At 68.9% G+C, this 20,539-nt stretch carries 20 protein-coding genes; 10 read left to right on the forward strand and 10 right to left on the reverse strand.

All coding sequences use genetic code 11. The features are described from left to right. The first annotated feature begins 41 nt into the window (after positions 1 to 41). The 4 genes from tsaB to GCU53_RS18730 all read left to right on the forward strand — a co-directional run bounded on the left by tsaB (position 42) and on the right by GCU53_RS18730 (position 3,194). Entirely contained in the window at positions 42 to 719 is a 678-nt protein-coding gene (tsaB, locus tag GCU53_RS18715; RefSeq protein WP_152388941.1) for a tRNA (adenosine(37)-N6)-threonylcarbamoyltransferase complex dimerization subunit type 1 TsaB, read from the forward strand. A 4-nt stretch (positions 720 to 723) separates the two neighbouring features. Next, positions 724 to 1,581, forward strand: a complete 858-nt coding sequence (locus tag GCU53_RS18720) for a DUF72 domain-containing protein (RefSeq protein ID WP_208845317.1) — start codon at positions 724 to 726, stop codon at positions 1,579 to 1,581. 36 nt (positions 1,582 to 1,617) lie between these two features. Further along, the gene (locus tag GCU53_RS18725) at positions 1,618 to 2,307 is read left to right on the forward strand and encodes an extensin-like domain-containing protein (protein ID WP_208845319.1); all 690 of its coding nucleotides are present in this window, start codon (positions 1,618 to 1,620) and stop codon (positions 2,305 to 2,307) included. 107 nt (positions 2,308 to 2,414) lie between these two features. After that, positions 2,415 to 3,194, forward strand: coding sequence for a class I SAM-dependent methyltransferase (locus GCU53_RS18730; RefSeq protein WP_425278154.1), 780 nt, complete (start codon positions 2,415 to 2,417; stop codon positions 3,192 to 3,194). A 10-nt stretch (positions 3,195 to 3,204) separates the two neighbouring features. Here GCU53_RS18730 and GCU53_RS18735 read toward each other — a convergent pair whose 3' ends face one another. After that, positions 3,205 to 3,882, reverse strand: a complete 678-nt coding sequence (locus GCU53_RS18735) for a DUF4197 domain-containing protein (protein WP_152388942.1) — start codon at positions 3,880 to 3,882, stop codon at positions 3,205 to 3,207. A 325-nt stretch (positions 3,883 to 4,207) separates the two neighbouring features. On the opposite strand from GCU53_RS18735, the gene GCU53_RS18740 reads away from it, so the two are divergent. From GCU53_RS18740 to GCU53_RS18760, 4 genes are all read left to right on the forward strand, one after another. After that, complete coding sequence (locus GCU53_RS18740) at positions 4,208 to 5,128, forward strand: ABC transporter ATP-binding protein (RefSeq protein ID WP_152388943.1); 921 nt, start codon at positions 4,208 to 4,210, stop codon at positions 5,126 to 5,128. After that, a complete protein-coding gene (locus GCU53_RS18745; RefSeq protein ID WP_152388944.1) occupies positions 5,125 to 5,859 on the forward strand; it encodes an ABC transporter permease subunit in 735 nt (244 codons plus the stop codon). Before GCU53_RS18740 ends, GCU53_RS18745 begins: the two co-directional genes overlap by 4 nt. Before the next feature lies 1 nt (position 5,860). Continuing rightward, complete coding sequence (locus tag GCU53_RS18750; protein ID WP_152388945.1) at positions 5,861 to 7,696, forward strand: GldG family protein; 1,836 nt, start codon at positions 5,861 to 5,863, stop codon at positions 7,694 to 7,696. 294 nt (positions 7,697 to 7,990) lie between these two features. Further along, positions 7,991 to 8,200: a cold shock domain-containing protein gene (locus tag GCU53_RS18760; RefSeq protein WP_152388946.1), complete on the forward strand. Its 210-nt coding sequence runs from the start codon at positions 7,991 to 7,993 to the stop codon at positions 8,198 to 8,200. A gap of 69 nt (positions 8,201 to 8,269) precedes the next feature. Here GCU53_RS18760 and GCU53_RS18765 read toward each other — a convergent pair whose 3' ends face one another. The 4 genes from GCU53_RS18765 to GCU53_RS18780 all read right to left on the reverse strand — a co-directional run bounded on the left by GCU53_RS18765 (position 8,270) and on the right by GCU53_RS18780 (position 13,329). Next, positions 8,270 to 8,644 (reverse strand): hypothetical protein, encoded by a 375-nt coding sequence (locus tag GCU53_RS18765; RefSeq protein WP_152388947.1) that lies wholly within the window; start codon positions 8,642 to 8,644, stop codon positions 8,270 to 8,272. Between the two features lie 10 nt (positions 8,645 to 8,654). Next, positions 8,655 to 9,458, reverse strand: coding sequence for a putative RNA methyltransferase (locus GCU53_RS18770; RefSeq protein ID WP_152388948.1), 804 nt, complete (start codon positions 9,456 to 9,458; stop codon positions 8,655 to 8,657). Beyond that, entirely contained in the window at positions 9,452 to 10,609 is a 1,158-nt protein-coding gene (dapE, locus tag GCU53_RS18775; RefSeq protein WP_152388949.1) for a succinyl-diaminopimelate desuccinylase, read from the reverse strand. The genes GCU53_RS18770 and dapE overlap by 7 nt, the downstream gene beginning before the upstream one ends. Positions 10,610 to 10,737: 128 nt before the next feature. Then, a complete protein-coding gene (locus GCU53_RS18780) occupies positions 10,738 to 13,329 on the reverse strand; it encodes a glycosyltransferase (protein ID WP_152388950.1) in 2,592 nt (863 codons plus the stop codon). 243 nt (positions 13,330 to 13,572) lie between these two features. On the opposite strand from GCU53_RS18780, the gene tcdA reads away from it, so the two are divergent. Together tcdA and GCU53_RS18790 are read left to right on the forward strand one after the other, a co-directional pair. Next, complete coding sequence (tcdA, locus tag GCU53_RS18785; RefSeq protein WP_152388951.1) at positions 13,573 to 14,385, forward strand: tRNA cyclic N6-threonylcarbamoyladenosine(37) synthase TcdA; 813 nt, start codon at positions 13,573 to 13,575, stop codon at positions 14,383 to 14,385. Positions 14,386 to 14,697: 312 nt separating this feature from the next. Further along, entirely contained in the window at positions 14,698 to 15,630 is a 933-nt protein-coding gene (locus tag GCU53_RS18790; protein WP_244306843.1) for an alpha/beta hydrolase, read from the forward strand. On the opposite strand, the gene GCU53_RS18795 is transcribed toward GCU53_RS18790, so the two are convergent. The 5 genes from GCU53_RS18795 to GCU53_RS18815 all read right to left on the reverse strand — a co-directional run bounded on the left by GCU53_RS18795 (position 15,627) and on the right by GCU53_RS18815 (position 20,289). After that, entirely contained in the window at positions 15,627 to 16,037 is a 411-nt protein-coding gene (locus GCU53_RS18795) for a SufE family protein (RefSeq protein ID WP_152388952.1), read from the reverse strand. The two genes, GCU53_RS18790 and GCU53_RS18795, sit on opposite strands and share 4 nt — an antisense overlap. Then, a complete protein-coding gene (locus GCU53_RS18800) occupies positions 16,034 to 17,239 on the reverse strand; it encodes an aminotransferase class V-fold PLP-dependent enzyme (RefSeq protein WP_152388953.1) in 1,206 nt (401 codons plus the stop codon). The genes GCU53_RS18795 and GCU53_RS18800 overlap by 4 nt, the downstream gene beginning before the upstream one ends. A 155-nt stretch (positions 17,240 to 17,394) precedes the next feature. After that, entirely contained in the window at positions 17,395 to 18,429 is a 1,035-nt protein-coding gene (dapD, locus tag GCU53_RS18805) for a 2,3,4,5-tetrahydropyridine-2,6-dicarboxylate N-succinyltransferase (protein WP_152388954.1), read from the reverse strand. A gap of 39 nt (positions 18,430 to 18,468) precedes the next feature. Next, positions 18,469 to 18,825: an ArsC family reductase gene (locus tag GCU53_RS18810; RefSeq protein ID WP_152388955.1), complete on the reverse strand. Its 357-nt coding sequence runs from the start codon at positions 18,823 to 18,825 to the stop codon at positions 18,469 to 18,471. A 159-nt stretch (positions 18,826 to 18,984) separates the two neighbouring features. Beyond that, positions 18,985 to 20,289: a sensor domain-containing diguanylate cyclase gene (locus GCU53_RS18815; protein WP_152388956.1), complete on the reverse strand. Its 1,305-nt coding sequence runs from the start codon at positions 20,287 to 20,289 to the stop codon at positions 18,985 to 18,987. Between the last annotated feature and the right edge of the window lie 250 nt (positions 20,290 to 20,539).

Here is a 20,539-nt window from a genome sequence, read left to right on the forward strand (position 1 = left end):
GTTTATAATGTTCGTCCTTTTTCTGCCGCCCGGATGACCCGATGACCACTCTGCTGGCCCTGGATACCGCCACCGAAGCCTGTTCCGTCGCCCTCCTGCACGAAGGCCGTGCATTCGGCCGTTATGCGGTGATTCCGCGGCTGCATGCGCAGCGCGTGCTGCCCATGGTGCAGGAGCTGCTGGGCGAGGCGGGTATCGCCCTCTCGGCGGTCGACGCTATCGCCTTCGGCCGCGGACCGGGCGCCTTCACCGGGGTGCGCATCGCCGTCGGCGTGGTCCAGGGGTTGGCCTTCGCCTTGGAGCGGCCGGTGCTGCCGATCTCCAATCTGGCGCTGCTGGCCCAGCGTGCCTATCGGGAGCAGGGCGCCGAGCAGGTGGCTGCGGCCATCGACGCGCGCATGGACGAGGTCTACTGGGGCTGCTATCGCCTGGAGGAAGGCGAGATGCGCCTGGCCGGCGCCGAGGCGGTACTGCCGCCGGAGCAGGTCGAGCTGCCGCGTATGGCGAGCGGCGACTGGTTCGGTGCCGGGACCGGCTGGGCCTACGCCGAGCGCATGCCGATCATGCCCGTCGCCCGGGACGCCGGCCTGTTGCCCGATGCCCAGGACCTGCTGACCCTGGCCGGCTTCGCTTGGCTGCGTGGCGAGGGCGTGCCGGCCGAGCAGGCGCAGCCGGTCTACCTGCGCGACAAGGTCGCCACCCCCAAGGTCGCCCGGTAGGTCCATGATGCTGCCCTATTGCCTCGGCTGTCCCTCCTGGAGCGAGGCGGCCTGGCGCGGCAGTCTCTACCCGGACGGCACACCGGCGTCCGACTACCTGGCACTGTATGCCCGGGTGTTCAACGCGGTCGAGGGCAACACCACCTTCTACGCCCAGCCTTCGGCGGCGACCGTGCAGCGCTGGGCGCAGCGCATGCCGGCGCATTTCCGCTTCTGTGCGAAGCTGCCGTGGGACATCAGTCATTCAGCCGACCTGCGTCAGCAGATATCGGCTACCCAGGCCTTCGTCGCGCTGCTGGCGCCCTTGGGCGAGCGGGTCACGCCGTTCTGGCTGCAGCTGCCGGCCAGCTTCGGGCCGGCGCGCCTCGGCGAGCTGGCGGACTTTCTCGCCTGTTTCGAGAAGCCGCTGGCTGTGGAGGTCCGCCATCCGGCCTTCTTCCAGCGCGGCGAGGAGGAGCGGGCGCTGAACCGCCTGCTGCGCGACCGGGGCATCGAGCGCCTGTGCCTGGATTCCCGGGCCCTGTTCAGCTGCCACGACGACACGCCGGCGGTGCGCCACGCCCAGGCGAAGAAGCCGCGGTTGCCGGTGCGCCCGGCTGCCCTCAGCGCATTCCCGCAGGTGCGCTTCATCGGCCATCCCGTGCTCGCCGCCAATGACCCCTTCATGGCGCCCTGGGTGGACAAGATCGCCGCCTGGATCGAGGAGGGCTGGCATCCCTACGTCTTTCTGCACACCCCGGACAACCTCCTGGCTCCCGAGCTGGCGCGGCGCTTTCATGAGCAACTGAGGACACGTCTGCCGGGACTGCCGCTGCTGCCGGACCCGCCAGCAGTTGGGAGTTCTCAGCTCGATCTGCTTTAAGGTGCAACCAAGCCGCCTGTTCGTTGCCTCAAGGACATGCCCTTCGTTCGCTGGCTCTTGATGTGTGCGCTGCTGGCAGGGATCGTCTGGATCGGCTGGCAGGCCTGGCCGGCCGTGCCGCCCCGCTGGAGTCCCTGGGCGCCGCTGGATGTGCGGGACCCGCCGAACCTGCTCACCCCCTTCAAGCAGTGGCGTCTGCGGCACGATCCCGCACTCTGCGCCGCGGCGCTGGCCAGCTCCGCACTGCGCTACACCGCCTTGGCTGACAGCCGGCCGGCGCCCGACTGCCCGATCGAGAACAGCGTGCGCTTGTATTCCGCCGAGGTCGCCTTCAATGCCAGCCTCACGGTCACCTGCCCGCTCGCCGTCGGCTATGCCCTGTTCGAGCGCCATGGCCTGCAGCCTGCGGCCCGGCAGGTGTTCGGCCAGCCGGTAGTGCGCATCGATCACTATGGCAGCTTCGCCTGCCGCAACATCGCGCGCAGTGCCAGGCGCAGCCAGCATGCCAGCGCCAATGCCCTGGACATCGCCGGTTTCCGCCTGGGTGACGGCCGGCGCATCACCGTGGCCCGCGACTGGGGCGGCGATGACGAGGCGGCACGCTTTCTGCGCCTGGTGCGCGATGCCGCTTGCCGCTTCTTCAACGTCGCTCTGGGCCCGGATTACAACGCCGCCCACCGCGACCACCTGCACGTCGACATGGGGCCGGGACGGCTCTGCCGCTAGAACCGGAGGCTTCAGCCTTCCGAAGCACCGGGAATGGCTCCGACTCTGGCAGAATGCCGGGCCTGGAGTTGACGGCCGCCGCTGCGGCCCTTTTCGAGCGTGTGGTGATGATCGACGAAAGCCCTGCGGTATGCGTTCGGGTCGAGGCCCTGGACCCGGTATTTGATCAGACGGCACAGGCCCTGGCCGAGCGCCTGGGCCTGCCGCTCGACGGCGAGGCGCAGTTCGCCCTGCAGCTCGGCGAGCAGGGGCTGCAACTGGCCGAACTGGGAGCGCAGGCGCCCGGGCCGGTGCGGGTCGACTTCGTCGAGGGGGCAGTGGCGCACCGGCGGCTGTTCGGCGGCGGCAGCGGACAGATGATCGCCAAGGCGGTCGGCGTGCAGCCGGGCGTGCGGCCTCGGCTGCTCGATGCCACCGCCGGGCTGGGGCGCGACGCCTTCGTGCTCGCCTGCCTGGGCTGCGAGGTGACTTTGATCGAGCGCCAGCCGCTGATCGCCGCGCTGCTCGAGGACGGCCTGGCCCGCGCCGCCCGGAGCCCGGAGGTGGGCCCCATCGTCGCGCGCATGCGCCTGCTGCAGGGCGATGCCATCGCGCGGATGCGCCAGTGGCAGGGCGAGCCGCCGCAGGTGATCTACCTCGATCCGATGTTCCCACACCGCGACAAGAGCGCCCTGGTGAAGAAGGAGATGCGCCTGTTCCGCCCGCTGGTCGGCGACGACCTGGACGCGCCGGCCCTGCTTGAGGCCGCCCTGGCGCTGGCCAGCCACCGGGTGGTGGTCAAGCGTCCGCGCAAGGCGCCGATCATCGAGGGGGGCAAGCCGGGGTACAGCCTGGAGGGCAAGTCCAGCCGCTACGATATCTATGCGCTGCAGTCGCTGAAGGGGTAAGGACGCTTCATCACAGCGTGCCGAACACCCTCTTTGCCAGGCTGGTGGCGGCGGTGCCCGGATTTTCGCGAATTCTGGCTTCTTCTGCGGCAATCACCTCGAACAGCCCGTCGAGCGCCTGCTCGGTGACGTAGCCTTCAAGATTGGCGCTCTTCGCATCGAGCGCACCGAAGCTCGCCGCCTGGGCGGCGAAGGCGTTGTACTTCTGGGCCAGGCCGACCTGGTCGGTCGCCTGCCTGACGATGGGCTGGAATCGGGCGCGGATCTGCTCGCGGCTGCTGCGGTCGAGGTACCGGGTGGCCGCATCCTGCGGACCGGCGAGGATCTCTTTGGCGTCGGCCACGGTCATCCGGCGCACGGCGTCGAGCAGCAGGGTCTGCGCCTGCGGCACGGCGGCCTCGGCGGCCTGGTTCATGCGGGCTTCCAACTGCTCGACCTGGCTGCCCATGCCCATCATTTTCATGGTCTTGGCGATCTTGCCGAGGCGGCCCGGCAGCTCGATGCGCACCGCGGGATCGTTGCTGAAGCCGCCGGGCTGGCCCAGTTGCCGTACGGCTAACTGGGCGCCCTGGCTGAGCGCGTCCTTGAGTCCGCCACTGGCGTCCTGTTGCGTGAGATCGGTGAGGGAGAGGGCGAAGACGTTGGCGCTCAGCAGGAGGCCGGCGAGCAGCGGGGCGATTCGACGCATGATGGCATTCCGTGCGAGAAAGGGGCGGCCAGCTTAGCCGAGGCGGGCGGGGCGGAACATCCGGGCGTTCGAGAAGCGGCCGGTGGCCCCGTGGCAGAGCGATCGGGAGGGGCAGGGCGCGGCGCTGGACAGTGTCTTGCCATGCCGGCGGCGGACTCCTTATAGTCCGCCGGCATTCACCACCGGCCGTGGGAAAGCCCCTTGCATGCGGTCATCGGCACCGAGCCGATCCGGACAGGCCGGGCTTTTTCAACGGATCGAACGAGGCGCTTCCTGCGCACGGCTGTCGGCGGACAGGAAGGCTTCACTGCACGGATGAGAGGCCATGATCGAGATAGACAACCTGACCAGGCGCTTCGCGCAGCATACCGCGGTGGACAATCTGTCCTTCCGCGTTCAGCCGGGGGAGGTGCTGGGCTTTCTCGGCCCCAACGGCGCCGGCAAGTCCACCACCATGAAGATGCTCACCGGCTTCCTCGCGCCGACCTCCGGCACCGCGCGCATCCTCGGCTTCGACATCCGGCGCCAGACCCTCCAGGCCCAGCGGCAGATCGGCTATCTGCCGGAGGGTGCGCCCTGCTATGGCGACATGCGCGTGGCCGGCTTCCTCGGCTTCATCGCCGAGGTACGCGGCTTTCGCGGTGCGGAGAAGCGGCGCCGGATCGCGGTGGCGGTCGAGCGGCTGGAGCTGGAGAGGGTGCTCGGGCAGACCATCGACACTCTCTCCAAGGGCTTCAAGCGTCGGGTCGGTCTGGCCCAGGCGATCCTCCACGAGCCCCCGGTGCTGATCCTCGACGAGCCGACCGACGGCCTCGATCCCAACCAGAAGCACCAGGTGCGCCAGTTGATCGGCGATCTGGCTCGCGACCGCATCGTCATCATCTCCACCCATATCCTCGAGGAGGTGGCGGCGGTGTGCAGCCGCGCGCTGATCATCGCCGCCGGCCGGCTGGTGGCCGACGGTACGCCGCTGGAGCTGGAAAGCCGCTCGCGCTACCACCAGGCGGTGACCCTGGTCGGCGAGGGCCTGGAGCAGGACGCGCTGGCGGCGCTGCCGGGCGTCGTCGGGGTCGAGAGCAATCCCCAGGAGGGCAGTCTCACCGTGCTGGCCAGGCCCGGAGAGGTGATCTTTCCCCAGGTCAATGCACTGATCCACCAGCGCGGCTGGAAGGTGCGCGAGCTGGACGTGGAGCGCGGCCGCCTCGATGAGGTGTTCCGCGCCCTGACCCGGGGGGAGGCGGCATGAGACAGCTACCGGTGGTCTTCAGGCGCGAGCTGGGCAGCTATTTCGCCACGCCCCTGGCCTATGTGTTCATTCTGATCTTCCTGGTCCTCTCCGGGGTGTTCACCTTCTACCTGGGCCGCTTCTTCGAGAGCAACCAGGCGAGTCTCGCGCCCTTCTTCAATTTCCATCCCTGGCTCTACCTGTTCCTGGTGCCGGCCATCGCCATGCGCCTCTGGGCCGAGGAGCGCAAGTCGGGCTCCATCGAGCTGCTGATGACCCTGCCGATCAGCCGCTTCGAGGCGGTCGCCGGCAAGTTCCTCGCCGCCTGGGCGTTCGCCGGCCTGGCCCTGCTGCTGACCTTTCCCCTGGTGCTCACCGTCAACTATCTGGGCGAGCCGGACAACGGCGCGATCCTCACCGGCTACCTCGGCAGCTGGCTGCTGGCCGGCGCCTACCTGGCGATCGGCTCGTGCATGTCGGCGCTGGCGAAGAACCAGGTGATCGCCTTCATCCTCGCCGTCAGCCTGAGCTTTCTGTTCGTCGTCAGCGGCTTCCCGCTGGTGCTCGACGCCTTCGCCGGCTGGGCGCCGCAGTGGCTGCTCGACGCGGTGGCCTCGCTGAGCTTCCTGGTGCGCTTCGACGCGATCAGCAAGGGCGTGCTCGACCTGCGCGACCTGCTCTACTTCGTCTCCCTGATCGCCGCCTGGCTGGCTGCCACCGCCGTGGTGATCGATCTGAAGAAGGCCGACTGACATGAAGAAGATCCTGCATTCCGGCGCCGGGCTGCTGTTCATCGCCGCAGCGTTCCTCGCCTTCAACATCCTCTCCGGCCAGTTGCTGGGCAATGCTCGCCTGGACCTCACCGAGCAGAAGCTCTACACCCTGTCCGCCGGCACCGAGCGCGTCCTCGCCGGGTTGGAGCAGCCGCTCGACCTGTACTTCTTCTACTCCGACCAGGCCACCCGCGAGCTGGCGCCGCTGCGCAACTACGCCCGGCGCGTCGAAGAGATGCTCAAGGCCTACGAGCGGGTCGCGGACGGCAAGCTGCGCCTGCACATCGTCGATCCCGAGCCGTTCTCCGAGGACGAGGACCGCGCGGCCGAGTTCGGCCTGCAGGCGGTGCCGCTGAACCAGGGCGGCGAGCAGATCTACTTCGGCCTGGCCGGCCGCAATCCGGCGGGCAACACCCATGCGATCCCGTTCTTTCCCCTCGACCGCGAGGAGTTCCTCGAATACGAGATCAGCCGCCTGGTGCAGAGCCTGGCGCATCCCGAACTGCCGGTGGTCGGGGTGCTTTCCGGGCTGCAGCTCGGCGGTGGCTTCGACATGCTGGCCGGGCAGCCGATGCCGCCCTGGATGGTGCTCGAGGAAATCCGCCAGCTGTTCCACATCGAGAGCCTGGAGGCCGGCATCGACCAGATTCCCGAGGAGGTCTCGGTGCTGCTGCTGGTGCATCCGAGGCAGTTGCCGGAACAGACCCTCTACGCCATCGACCAGTTCGTGCTGCGCGGCGGCAAGCTGCTGGCCTTCGTCGATCCGCTCGCCGAGAGCGACACCGGCATGAGCCTGTCCGGCGAGATGGGCAGCGGTCGGGCCTCCGACCTGGAGCCGCTGTTCAAGGCCTGGGGCCTGCGCCTGCGCCCCGGCGAGGTGCTCGGCGACGCTGCCTACGCCATGGCCGTGAGCGTCGATCAGGGACAGCGGGCAGTGCGTCATCCCGCCTGGCTGAGCCTGCCGCCCGCGGCACTGGACGAGCAGGATGTCAGCACCGCCGGACTGGAAACCCTGACCGTCGCCAGCGCCGGTATTCTCGACCCCGTGGAGGGTGCCTCGACCCGCTTCGTGCCGCTGATCAAAAGCTCCGTCTACGCCATGCCGCTGGATGCCGAGCGGGTCGCCGCCGTCGACGATCCGCAGGCCCTGCTCGGCGACCTGCAGCCGACCGGCGAACGCTATACCCTCGCCGCGCGGATCAGCGGGCCGGCCAGGTCGGCCTACCCGGAGGGCATCGAAGGGCGCCGGGACGGACTCAAGGGAGCCGACAACATCAACCTGATCGTGGTCGCCGACAGCGACCTGCTCAGCGACCGCATGTGGGTGCGGGTGCAGGACTTCTTCGGCCAGCGCATTTCGCAGCCGTTCGCCGACAACGCCAGCTTCGCGATCAACGCGCTGGACAACCTGGCCGGCTCCGACGCGCTGATCGAGGTACGTTCGCGCGGCCGCTTCAGCCGTCCGTTCGTGGTGGTCGAGGCGCTGCAGCGCGAAGCCGAGGCGCGCTTCCGCGAGAAGGAGGAGATGCTGCAGCAGCGCCTGGCCCAGACCGAACAGCAGCTCGCTGCCCTGCAGCAGAGCGAGGAGCCGGGCAAGGCCCTGGAGCTGAGTCCCGAGCAGCAGGCCACGCTGCAGCAGTTCATGCAGGAGAAGCTGCGCATCCGCAAGGAGCTGCGCGAGGTGCGCTACCAGCTCAACGCCGACATCGAGGCGCTCGGGCGCACCCTCAAGTTCCTCAACATCGCCCTGGTGCCGATGCTGTTGACCCTGGGGGTGCTGGCGGTCTGGCTGTGGCGTCGTCGGCGACGGGTCTGAGGGGATAAATCGCTTACAAGATATGTGGTTATCGCTGCTGGCGCGGGTGAAAACGCTGAAATCAGTCGAAAATAGTCGGATTTTCGACTGATTTATTGACCTGAGGGGCTTGCATACCTGCGACAAAAAGTCCTTTCCAGCCGGATCGGTTGCTTTATACTGCCCGAGCGGTGCTTCCAGGGATGCGCCTTCAACACCCAGGCCTAGAGCATGTTTGAGGGTTTGGAGCACGTCCGCGGGCCTCTGCGGCCTCTGGTAAGGCAAACAAAAATTGTATGTTTGGAGAGAGTGGTAATGGCTGATCGTGAGGTCGGAACCGTCAAGTGGTTCAATGATGCCAAAGGCTATGGATTCATTCAGCGCGAGAGCGGCCCGGACGTGTTCGTCCATTACCGCGCCATCCGCGGCGATGGTCATCGTTCCCTGATCGAGGGACAGAAGGTGGAGTTTTCGGTGATCCAGGGCCAGAAGGGCCTGCAGGCGGAAGACGTCTCCAAGGTGTAAGACCTGACAGGCCCGTCAGCGACGGGCCTGTCTGTTCCTGTCCTCGGCGCTCGCCGATGATTCCGGCCCTCAGTGGGTCCGCCAGATGAACTCCTGCTCGCCCTCGCTGTTGACCTTGATCCAGCGGTCGGCGGCGTCGATGTCTTCCTCTTCCTGCCAGCCCCCCGGTGCACAGCGGATTTCCACGCCCAGTGCGGCGAAGGCAGCGCGCGCGAAGGCCAGGTCATTCTCCCAGGGGGTCTGCTCGCTTTCGATGAACAGGCTGTGCCACTTGCCCACCGCATTCGGCAGCCAGGTGATGGGCGCGCCGTTGGCGGCCTGGCACTTGAAGGTCTGGCCCTGGCGCCGCCAGGGCGTGCAGGGGCCTATCGTTGCGTTCAGCCAGTCGGTGACTGCCTGCTGATCGCCGTCCTTCAGGTAAATCTCGATATCGGGCTGGCGCATGGCGGGTTCCCTAGCTTCGTTCGATCCAATCGTAGCGTATGGCGATCGTGACCTCTAAGGGCGCGGCGATCACCGCGACACGGCGCTCGGCATTGGCGCGCCAGCCGTGCGGAGTCATCGCCAGCAGGTCGGCGCGATCCCCGGCGTTGTCCAGCCGCAGCCGGTAGCTCAGCGTTTCGCTGTGTGCCAGGTGCAGGCCGGACGGAATCAGCGACAGGTGCTTGGCATCCTCGTACTCGCGTACTTCGTCATACAGCAGGCCGCGCAGCTCCAGCAGGTGCTCGCGGGTCGGTCCCATGCGCAGCAGACCGCCGCCGGGGGCCAGCAGGCGCCGGGCCTCCTGCCAGTCGAGCGGGCTGAACACGCTGGCCAGCAGCTCGCAGCTGGCGTTGGCCAGCGGCACCCGCGCCATGCTGGCCACTAGCCAGGTTAGCTGCGGAGCCCGGCGGCAGGCCCGTTTGACCGCCTCGCGGGAGATGTCCAGGGCATAACCGTCGGCCGCGGGCAGGGCCTCGGCCAGCTGTGCCGTGTAGTAGCCCTCGCCGCAGCCGATGTCCAGCCAGCGGCGCGGCGCGCGCTCGGCGGCCAGCTCGGTCAGGCGCCGGGCCAGCGGGGCGTAGTGACCGGCATCCAGGAAGCGCCGGCGCGCCTCGACCATCGCCTGGTTGTCGCCGGGATCGCGGCTCTTCTTGTGCTGCACCGGCAACAGGTTCAGGTAGCCCTGGCGGGCGCGGTCGAAGCGGTGTCCGGCCGGGCAGGCGACGCCTTGCCCGTCCTGTTGCAGCGCGCCTTGGCAGAGGGGACAGATCAGCATGCCAGCAGCCGCACCAGGGTCTGGTAGTAGATCTCGGTGAGCAGGTCCAGGTCGCTGGCCAGGATGCGCTCGTCGAGCTGGTGGATGGTGGCGTTGAGGGGACCGAGCTCGACCACCTGGGTGCCCAGGGTAGCGATGAAGCGTCCGTCCGAGGTGCCACCGCTGGTCGAGGGCGTGGTGTCCCGGCCGGTCACCGCACGGATGCTGGCCGACACGGCATACAGCAGCTCGCCCGGTTCGGTGAGGAAGGGCAGGCCGGACAGCGCCCAGTCGATGTGCCAGTCCAGGCCATGGCGGTCGAGGATCGCTGCGACGCGTTGTTGCAGGTCCTCCACCGTGGACTCGGTGGAGAAGCGGAAGTTGAACAGCACCTGCAGCTCGCCGGGGATCACATTGGTGGCGCCGGTGCCGGCCTTGATGTTGGAGATCTGGAAGCTGGTCGGCGGGAAGAAGGCGTTGCCGTCGTCCCAGTGCTCGGCGGCGAGCTCGGCGAGCGCCGGCGCGGCCAGGTGGATGGGGTTTTTGGCCAGCTGCGGGTAGGCCACGTGGCCCTGCTTGCCGCGCACCCTCAGGGTCGCGCCGAGCGAGCCGCGCCGGCCGTTCTTCACCACGTCGCCGAGCGTCTCGCTGCTCGACGGCTCGCCGACGATGCACCAGTCGAGGCGCTCGCCGCGCGCGCGCAGGCGCTCGACCACCGCCTGGGTGCCGTGCAGCGCCGGGCCCTCCTCGTCACTGGTGATCAGGAAGGCGATTGCCCCGCGATGGCGCGGATGATCGGCGACGAAGCGCTCCACTGCGACCAGCATGGCCGCCAGGCTGCCCTTCATGTCCGCCGCGCCGCGTCCGCGGAGCATGCCGTCCGCATCGAGGGTGGCGGTGAAGGGCGGGGTCTGCCAGGCGTCGTGCGGGCCGGTCGGTACCACGTCGGTATGGCCGGCGAAGCACAGCACCGGGCCCTCGCCCGTACCGCCGTCGCGACGGGCCCAGAAGTTCTCCACGTCCTCGATGCGCATCGGCTCCAGGGCGAAACCGGCAGCGTCCAGGCGGGCCATCATCAGCGCCTGGCAGCCTTCGTCCAGCGGCGTGACCGAGGGACGGTTGATCAGCTCGCAGGCGAGCGCCAGGGTCGGGGAGAGGGCTGGGGCAGTCATTGCAGCTCCGGAGCGGCGGGAAAAGGGCGCCATTTTACGGCAAAAGCCGCTGGCGGGCTGCAGCGGCTTTGGGGAATGAGAGAAGGCCGCATCGCTGCCGGGGATGCCCCCGGCAGCGATGCCCGGCCTCAGGCGGCCTCGGCGAGCGGGGCTTCCTGGACCTTCTTCGGCAGAGACGACAGCAGGGCCATGATCAGTGCCGCCAGGTAGGGCAGCGACTGGATCAGCAGGACCACCACCCAGAAGATCACGTCGTTGCTCGGGAAGCCCTGCACCAGGGCGATGCCGGCTGCGGCGCCCCACAGCACGAGCATGATCACGACTTCCTCGCGGGCCTCCGCCAGCGCCACCAGGAAACCGTGGCTGCTCGCCATCTTCGGCGTGCGGAAGAACGGGATGCTGCTGGTGAAGAAGCCATAGAGCACCGCCTTGGCGATGGTGTGCGACAGCGCCAGGCCGGCGATCGCGGCATAGAAGGCGTCCTTGAGATTGACGCCCACCGCGCGGCGGTAGAGGAACAGGATCTTGCCGACCTTGAAGGCGAACAGCGCCAGCGGCGGAATGGCGAAGATCATCAGCGGCGGATCGACCCGGTGCGGCACGATGATCATCGCCGCCGACCACAGCAGGGCGCCGAGGGTGAAGAAGATGTTCAGCCCGTCGGCGATCCACGGCAGCCAACCGGCCAGGAAGTGGTAGCGCTGGCCGCGGGTCAGCTCGGTATCCCTGCCCCACAGCAGGCTGCGGGTGTGGCGCTTCATGATCTGGATGGCGCCGTAGGCCCAGCGGAAACGCTGCTTCTTGAAGTCGATGAAGGTGTCGGGCATCAGACCCTTGCCGTAGCTGCGTTCCGAGTAGGCGGCCGAGAGGCCCTTCTCGAACACCCGCAGGCCCAGCTCGGCGTCCTCGGTGATGCACCAGTCGGCCCAGCCCAGCTCGTCCAGCACCGAGCGGCGGGTCATGGTCATGGTGCCGTGCTGGATGATCGCATCGCGGTCGTTGCGGGTGATCATGCCGATATGGAAGAAGCCCTTGTATTCGGCGTAGCAGAGCTTCTTGAAGGCGCTTTCCCGGTCGTCGCGGTAGTCCTGCGGCGACTGCACCACGGCGATCTTCGGATCGGCGAAGTGCGGCACCATGTGCTTGAGCCAGTCGCGCTCGACGCAGTAGTCGGAGTCGATCACCGCGATCACCTCGGCATCCGGTGCGGTGTGCTGCATCACATAGTTCAGCGCGCCACCCTTGAAGCCGGCCAGCGGCGCGACGTGGAAGAACTTGAAGCGCGGGCCGAGGCGCGCGCAGTGCTCCTCGAGGGGCTGCCAGACCGCCGGGTCCTTGGTGTTGTTGTCGATCACCAGCACTTCATAGTCCGGATAGTCCAGACGGGCGAGGGCGTCGAGGGTCTGCTTGACCATCTCCGGCGGCTCGTTGTAGCAGGGCACGTGGATCGACACCTTGGGCCGGTAGGCGTCGTCGCCGGTGACCGGCGGGAACGGCCGGCGGCGGTTGTACATCCACACCGTCTCGGCCAGTTCGTGGGCCTCGGTGAGCAGCACGATGAACACGCCGAGTGCGCCGAGGGCGAGGAGGAAGCCGACGGTGAGGCTGAACCAGGTGCTGTACTGCTGGCTGTAGTCGTAGGCGATCCACACCAGGATCGAGCCGCAGGCGAAGGCGACGAAGGTCAGGAAGGTGCGGCCGCGCTGGCGCAACGCGCTGCTGTCGATCAGCAGCAGGGCCAGGGCCAGCAGGGCGAGGACCACCGAGCCGACCGCCAGCAGGCGCCACTGGGGAATGGCTACCACCGGTCCCTCGAAGGCGAACTTGGGCTGGCGCTCGAAGTTGTAGACGCCCCAGTAGGCGCCGACCGAGCCCTCGTCGTCGATCTTCCAGGGCTGGTCGAAGGCCTCGATGACGAAGTAGTTGTAGCCCTGGGCGTTCAGGGTGTTGACCAGGGTGCGCAGGTAGATCGCCTGGTCGATCTGGGAGGCCTCGGCGCCACCGCGGGTGCGGCCGTTGCTCGGCCAGCCGACTTCCGAGAGCAGCAGCGGCTTTCTCGGGAACAGCTTCTTCAGGTCGCGGGCGCGGTCGAGGACGAACTGGACGGAGTCCTCCATCGGCACGAATTCCCAGTAGGGCAGGATGTGCGCGGCGATCAGGTCGACGTGGCGGCCCAGTTCGGGGTATTCCTGCCAGATGTGCCACTGCTCGGAGGTGGTCACCGGCACCTTGACCGCGGAGCGGACCCGGTCGATGTAGGCGATCAGCGCATCCACGCTGATCTCGCTGCGGTACAGCGCCTCGTTGCCGACCACCACGCGCACCACGCTGCGTGAGTTCCTGGCCAGTTCGATGGCCCTGGCGATCTCCCGCTCGTTGCGCTCGATATCCTCGCTGATCCAGATGCCCAGGGTCACGCGCAGGCCGAGCTCCTCGGCCAGGCGCGGCACGTTGGCCAGGGCGCCGTCCACCGAGTAGGTGCGGATGCTGTCGGTCTGCCGGCTGAGCAGCTCCATGTCGGCGCGGACTTCATCGTCGCTCGGGTAGACGTTTTCCTGGGGGTTCTGCCCCGGGCGGAACGGTGAGAAGGAGTAGCCGGAAATCTGCTCGGGCCAGTCCGGTGCGCTGACTGGCAGGTTGTAGAGCGCCCAGAAGCCGGTGAAGAGCGCAGCGACCGCCACGACCACCACCAGGTTGAGTCCGAATTTATGCGATGACATGACTGATTCAGGTTCCAAGGGGTGGAGCTGGGGAAGCCGGCGAGCGCCGTCGGCGCATCCTACTTTGCCATCCCTGACCTGTATAGCTCCCGTCTGTCCCGCCACGCCAGGGCCGGCGCAGCCTGCAGCCGTTTGGCAACGACCGGGCAGGCAAGTTCGGGGCGCTGCTCGCGGGAGCACGGCGAAGGCTTCAATCCCGCCTCGCCAGCGTCGATAATACCCGCCTGTTCGCGAGGTGGGTCAATGACTACAGAGGATCAGCGTTTCGGCGGCATTGCCCGCCTGTACGGCCGTGACGGCCTGTCCCGGCTGGCTGCCGCCCATGTGGCGGTGGTCGGCATCGGCGGGGTCGGCTCCTGGGCGGCGGAAGCGCTGGCGCGCAGCGGAGTCGGCGAGGTTTCCCTGTTCGATCTGGACGACGTCTGCATCACCAATACCAACCGGCAGATCCATGCCCTGGGGGGGGCGGTGGGCCGGCCCAAGGTGGAGGCGATGGCCGAGCGCATCCGGGCCATCAATCCGGCCTGCCGGGTGCATCCGGTGGCCGATTTCGTCACCCGCGAGACCATGGCCGCGCTGATCACCGAGGATCTGGACTTCGTCATCGACTGCATCGACAGCGTGGCGGCCAAGGCGGCGCTGATCGCCTGGTGCAAGCGGCGCAAGATCGGCATCGTCACCACCGGTGGCGCCGGCGGGCAGATCGACCCGACGCAGATCCGGATTTGCGATTTGAACAAGACCTTCAACGACCCGCTGGCCGCCAAGGTGCGCTCGACCCTGCGCCGCGACTACGGCTTCTCGCGCACGCCGGGGCGGACCTACGGCGTGCCCTGCGTGTTCTCCAGCGAGCAGCTGCGCTATCCCAAGCCGGACGGCACGGTGTGCCAGAGCAAGGGCTTCGTCGGTGAGGGCGTGAAGCTCGACTGCGCCGGCGGCTTCGGTGCGGTGACCATGGTCACCGCCAGCTTCGGCATGGCCGCCGCGGCGCGTGCGGTGGACAAGCTGGTGGCCGGCGCGCGGCGGCCGGCGGAGCGGCGCGCACCTTCCGCCTGAGGAGGGGCCGGGATTCTTTACCCGACGCTTACCGAATCCTGACCCCCGCCTGCCGTTCCGGCTGGCAGCATCGACGGCCGTTCCGATCGTTCCGGGGGCCGTGCGCATGCCGAAATCCATGCTCTTGCGCCATTTCCTGCCACTTGCCGTGGGCACCGCACTGGCCGCCTGCGTTGGCCGGCCCGAGCCCCCCGGTGCGCCCGGCAGGAGTCATGAGCAGCACTTGGAGGGTGCCTACCGGCCGCTCGCGCGGCTGCCGGTGCGCGGCTGGGACGGCGAGTTGCAGGTGGCCGGACAGGCGGTCGAGGTCAGTTGGATGGCCCCGGAGCAGGCCCGGGGCGCGCCGCTGATCCTCTCCTGCCCGGGCTCGGCGAGGGCAGCCGGGGCGGCGCCCAGTGGCGACGGGCCTGGGCCGAGGCCGGCTATGCGGTACTCGCGGTGCAGCCCCGGCAGTACGGGCGGGCGATCCATTCCAGCCCCGAGGCGCAGGCCGGGGTATTCCGCTCCCTGGCGCAGAAGAGCTTTGCCGACAAGGCCCTGGCGGCACGCATCGCCGTGCTCGAGCAGGTACTGGCGGAGCTGCGCAGCCGCGCCCAGGCCGGCGAGCCGAGTCTGGCTGGCGTCGACTGGCAGACGCTGACGGTGGCCGGCTTCGACCTCGGCGCGCAGGCCGCCGCCGCGCTGGCCGGCGAGCGTGCTAGCGGGGAGGCGGCGCGGCCCGGCTGGCAGCCGAAGGCGGCGATCCTGCTCAGTCCCTACGTGGCCGAGGTGCGCGAGGATGGGCGCTTCGGGCGCATCGGCACGCCGCTGCTGGCGCTCACCGGGCCGCGCGACGAGGACCCCTTCGGCTGGGGCGAGCCGCCGAGCCGCCGCCAACGGCTCTGGCAGGAGCTGCAGGTGCCCGGCAGCTACCAGCTGATCGCCGGCGAGGCCAGTCATCGGCTGCTGAGCGGCTCGTTCGAGGATATGTCGGGGCTGGGCGGCGGGCGGGAGGCTGGACGTCCGCCGCAGGGTCGGCCGGCAGGAGGCGGCGCTCCGGGCGGTGGTCCCGGCGGTTCCGGCCGGCTGGGACATGGCCAAGGCATGGAGGAGCGCGTCGATCCGCGCCAGATGGCCAGCCTGCTGAGCCTCAGCCTGGCCTTCCTCGACGCCCGGGTGCGCGACGCTGCGCCGGCGCGCCTGTGGCTGGAGCGCGATGCCGCCCACTGGCTGGCGCCGACCGGCCGGCTCGAACGGAAACCCTAACCCGGCGCAGCCAGTTCGCGCATCCGCTGCAGCACGGCGTTCAGGCCGTTGCTGCGCGACGGCGAGAGCTGGCGCGACAGGCCGAGGCGGGCGAACCAGTCGGCCAGATCCACGGCCTGCACTTCTGTCGCGCTGAGGCCATCGACCCGTGCCAGCAGCACCGCCAGCAGGCCGCGCAGCAGCCGTGCATCGCTGCCGGCGCGGAAATGCCAGTGGCCATCCCGCTGCTCGCCGAGCAGCCAGACTTGGCTCTCGCAACCCTGCACGAGGTTGGCCGGGCAGCGCTCTTGCTCCGTCAGCGGCTGCAGGCGTTCGCCCCACTGCAGCAGCAGGCGCGCGCGCTGCTCCCAGCCGGGGCACTGGGCGAAGGCCTCCAGGGCCTCGCGGGCGGTGGCGGGCAGGTTCATCGCAGCAGCTCCAGGGCATGTCGAAGGGCGGCGAAGAGGCGCTCGAGGTCATCGCCGTCGCTGTACAGTCCCAGCGACACGCGCAGTGCGCCGGGCAGGCCGAGGCGGCGCAGCAGCGGCATGGCGCAGTGCTGACCGGCGCGCACGGCGATGCCCTGCTCGGCGAGCAGGTGGGACAGGTCGGCGTTGTGCACCCCCTCGATCACGAAGCTGGCCAGCGCGGTGTGCGGCTCGGCGAGCAGGTGCAGGCCATCGACGGTGCGCAGCCCGGCGAGCAGGCGCGCGTGCAGGGCCGCCTCGTGGGCGGCGACCGCCGCGCCGTCCAGGCTTTGCAGGTAGTCCAGGGTGGCGCCGAAGGCGATGGCCGCGCCGATCGCCGGGGTGCCGGCCTCGAAGCCGAGCGGTGCCGGACGGAAGCGTGCCTCCAGGTAGTCGGCCTGCTGGACCATCTCGCCGCCGAACTGCCAGTGACGCAGCCGCTCCAGCGCCTGCGGGCGGCCGTAGAGCACGCCGAGGCCGTCCGGGCCGTAGAGCTTGTGCGCGGAGAACACGTAGAAGTCGCAATCCAGCGCCTGCAGGTCGTGGCGGCCGTGGACCGCGCCCTGGGCGCCGTCGACCACCGTCAGGACGCCCCGGGCACAGGCCAGGGCGAGCAGCGTCTCGAGCGGCTGCCAGCGGCCGAACACGTTGGACAGCTGGCTGACGGCGAGCAGCCGGGTGCGCGGGCCGATCAGCCGTCCGGCCTGTTCGAGGTCGATGTCGCCGGCCGCATCCAGCGGCAGCACCTGCAGCACCAGGCCACGGCGTTGCGCCAGCTGCTGCCAGGGCAGCAGGTTGGCGTGGTGCTCCAGGGCACTGACGACGATCTCGTCGCCCTCGACGAACAGGTGCTCGAGGCCGTAGGCGAGCAGGTTGAGGGATTCGGTGGCGCCACCGGTGAAGACGATCTGGCTGGCGCTTTCGGCGTTCAGCCAGGCGGCGACCTTCGCCCGCGCGTCCTCGAAGGCGCGTGTGGCGCGCTCGCCGGGGGCATGCTGGGCGCGGTGCACGTTGGCCGCGCCGCCGGCGTAGTAGCCGAGCAGGGCGTCCAGCATCGCCTGCGGCTTCTGCGCGGTGGCGGCGCTGTCCAGGTAGGTCTGGCCGTCCCGGGCGAAGGCGGCGAAGGCCGGGAAGTCGGCCCGCCAGGGGGAGGGGAGGGACATGGTCGGCGCTGCTGTAGTGAGTGGGGGAAGTCGGCAGGATCGCCGGCGATCACTGGTCGGAGTGATGCAGTCCAGTGTAGGAGCGAGCGTGCTAGCGATCCAGACCGCTCGGGCACATCGCCAGCAGGCTGGCTCCTACGTTCGGGCGCTGCGGATCAGTTGTGGGCGTGCAGCGCCTCGTTCAGCTCGATGGCCGACTTGTGGGTCTTGCACTCCACGGCGCCGGTCTGCGAGTTGCGGCGGAACAGCAGGTCCGGCTGGCCGGCCAGGTCGCGGGCCTTGACCACCCTGACCAGCTGGTTCTGCTCGTCGAGCAGGTTGACCTTGGTGCCGGCGGTGACATAGAGGCCGGACTCCACGGTGTTGCGGTCGCCCAGCGGGATGCCGATGCCGGCGTTGGCGCCGATCAGGCAGCCCTCACCCACGGAGATCACGATGTTGCCGCCGCCGGACAGGGTGCCCATGGTCGAGCAGCCGCCGCCCAGATCCGAGCCCTTGCCGACGAACACGCCGGCCGAGACGCGGCCCTCGATCATCCCCGGACCTTCGGTGCCGGCGTTGAAGTTGACGAAGCCCTCGTGCATCACCGTGGTGCCCTCGCCGATGTAGGCGCCCAGGCGGATGCGCGCGCTGTCGGCGATGCGCACCCCGGACGGCACCACGTAGTCGGTCATCTTCGGGAACTTGTCCACCGAGAAGACCTCCAGCAGTTCGCCCTTCAGGCGCGCTTCCAGCTGGCGGGCCGGCAATTCGGCGAGGTCGATGGCGCCCTGGTTGGTCCAGGCCACGTTGGGCAGCAGCGGGAAGATCCCGGCGAGGTTCTGCCCGTGCGGCTTGACCAGCCGGTGGGAGAGCAGGTGCAGCTTGAGGTAGGCCTCCGGAGTGGAGGTGAGGGCGGCGTCTTCGGCCAGCAGGGTGGCGACCAGCGGCTTCTGGGACTCGGCCAGGCGGGTGAGCAGGGCGGACTGGGCCGGATCGATGCTCTTCAATGCCTTGGCCAGCTCGGCGGCCTGGGTGGTGTCGAGGGCGATCGCCTGGTTGCCGCCGGCGTAGCCGAGGATCGGGCTGACCGCATCGACCAGCTCGGCGGCCGGATGCAGCAGCGGCTGGGCGTAGAAGACTTCCAGCCAGGCGCCCTGGCGGTTCTGGGTGCCGACGCCGAAGGCCAGGCTGAACAGGGTAGTGGACATGCGGGTGTTCCTTGTTGCTGATTCGTGGAGGCGCCGGCTTCAGGCCAGCGCGGCGGAATAGAGGTCCGGCTTGAAGCCGACCAGGCTGCGCGCGCCGAGGTCGAGCACCGGGCGCTTGATCATCGAGGGCTGGGCGAGCATCAGCTCGATGGCCCTGGCCTGATCAAGATCGGCCTTCTGTGTGTCATCCAGTTTGCGGAAGGTGGTGCCGGCGCGATTGAGCACGACCTGCCAGCCGTGCTCGGCGCACCACTTCTCCAGTTGCGCGCGGTCGATGCCGGCGCTCTTGTAGTCGTGGAAGCGGTAGGCCACGCCCTGCTCGTCGAGCCAGGCGCGGGCCTTCTTCATGGTGTCGCAGGCCTTGATGCCGTAGAGGACCGGGGTTCCGTCTGTCATCTGGGTATCGTGTGGTCGGGAAGGAGGGCAGGGATTATGCCACGTCGGCTTTCTGCCGGCCGCTGCTCGAAGGCGCGGCGGCCGATCGGCCAAGGCCCGGGGGCGGGCCTGTTCCATCTGGTGCGGCCCCGAGCAGGGCGCGGGGCCAGGCGCCCGCCGCTATGCGCCGCACACCCGGTTGCGCCCTTCCTGCTTGGCCCGGTACAGGGCCTTGTCCACCCGTTCGACCAGGTCCGTCAGGGATTCGCCTTGCCGTGCCTGAGCCACGCCGATGGACAGCGTGATGCGACCCACGCCCGGCTGTGGCGTCCTGTCCAGGCGCTCGCGGATGCGTTCGGCCAGCTTGTTCGCCGCCGCCACTTCGCAGCAGGGCAGCACCAGCAGGAATTCCTCGCCGCCCCAGCGCGCCACGCTGTCGGTGGCCCGTACGCTGGACTGCAGCAGGGCGGCGACCGCCTGCAGGACCGCATCGCCGGCCGGATGTCCCCAGGTGTCGTTGATGCCCTTGAAGTGATCGATGTCGGCCAGCATCACGCAGAAGGACTGGCAGCCCTCGCGCGCGGCCTGGTGGGCCCTCTCCAGCTGCAGCTCGCCGGAGCGGCGGTTCAGCAGGCCGGTCAGTCCGTCCAGCCTGGCCTGCTGGCGCAGCTCCCGCTCGACCTGCACGCGCTCGGTCAGATCCTTGATGATGCTGACGAAGTGGGTGACCTCGCCGTGGTGGTCGTGGATCGGCGTGACGGTTTCCTCGCAGTGGATCAGCCGGCCGTCCTTGTGCCGGTTGGCCACCGTGGCCCGGAACGTCTGGCCGCTCTTCAGGTCGTGCCACAGCCGGCGGTAGAACGCCTCGTCCTGCTTGCCCGACTTGAACAGGGCCGGCGTGCGGCCCTGCACCTCGGCCGCGCTGTAGCCGGTGACCAGCTCGAAGCCCTGGTTGACGAATTCGATCATGCCTTCCGCGTTGGTGATGAAGATCGCATCCTGCGCCACGTCGAGTGCGCGTACCAGCAATTGGCTGGAGTGCTGCGCGGCTACCAGGTCGCTGATGTCCTGCTGCACCGATACGAAGTGGGTGATGGTGCCCGCCTCGTCGCGCACGGGCGATATGCTCCATTCGACCGTGTAGGGCGTGCCGTCCTTGCGGTAGTTGACGGTCGAGCTCCGGAAGTGGCGTCCCGTGCGCAGGTGCTCGCGCAGGGATTCGAGCACCGCAGGATCGGTCTGCGGCCCCTGCAGCAGGCGCGGCGTCTTGCCGAGGAGTTCTTCCACGGCATAGCCGGTCATCCGGCAGAACGCCGGGTTGGCGTACAGGATGCGCGGCCCCGAGGGGCCGGGCTGGGCGTCGGTGATCAGCACGGCGTTGAACGCCTGCCTGATGGCCTGCTGGAGCAGGGCGGGCAGGATGTCCGGTTCGGGAATGAGCGTATCCCTCTCCAGCGTGCCCGTGGTGCCCGGAGCGGGTGCCATGTCGTCGTGCAGGGGGCGTGAAGAGGAAATGGCCGGGTTCTCCAGAGAGGGCTCTTGAGGTCCGCAGGCGAAACCTGACGGATCCAGGGTTCGACAGTGCAACGCGCGGAATGGATGCGAAACATTAAACACAGGACAAAAAGCCCGTCGAGGGCTTTCGTCCGTCGCGGGGCCCGCCGAGAAAAACCCGGCCCTTCGCAAATTCCCTCCAGGCGCTACACTGCCTGTCCCCTCTTTCAGCCGCCACCAC

The organism is Azotobacter salinestris (genome assembly GCF_009363155.1).
GTDB classification, from domain to species: Bacteria; Pseudomonadota; Gammaproteobacteria; order Pseudomonadales; family Pseudomonadaceae; genus Azotobacter; species Azotobacter salinestris.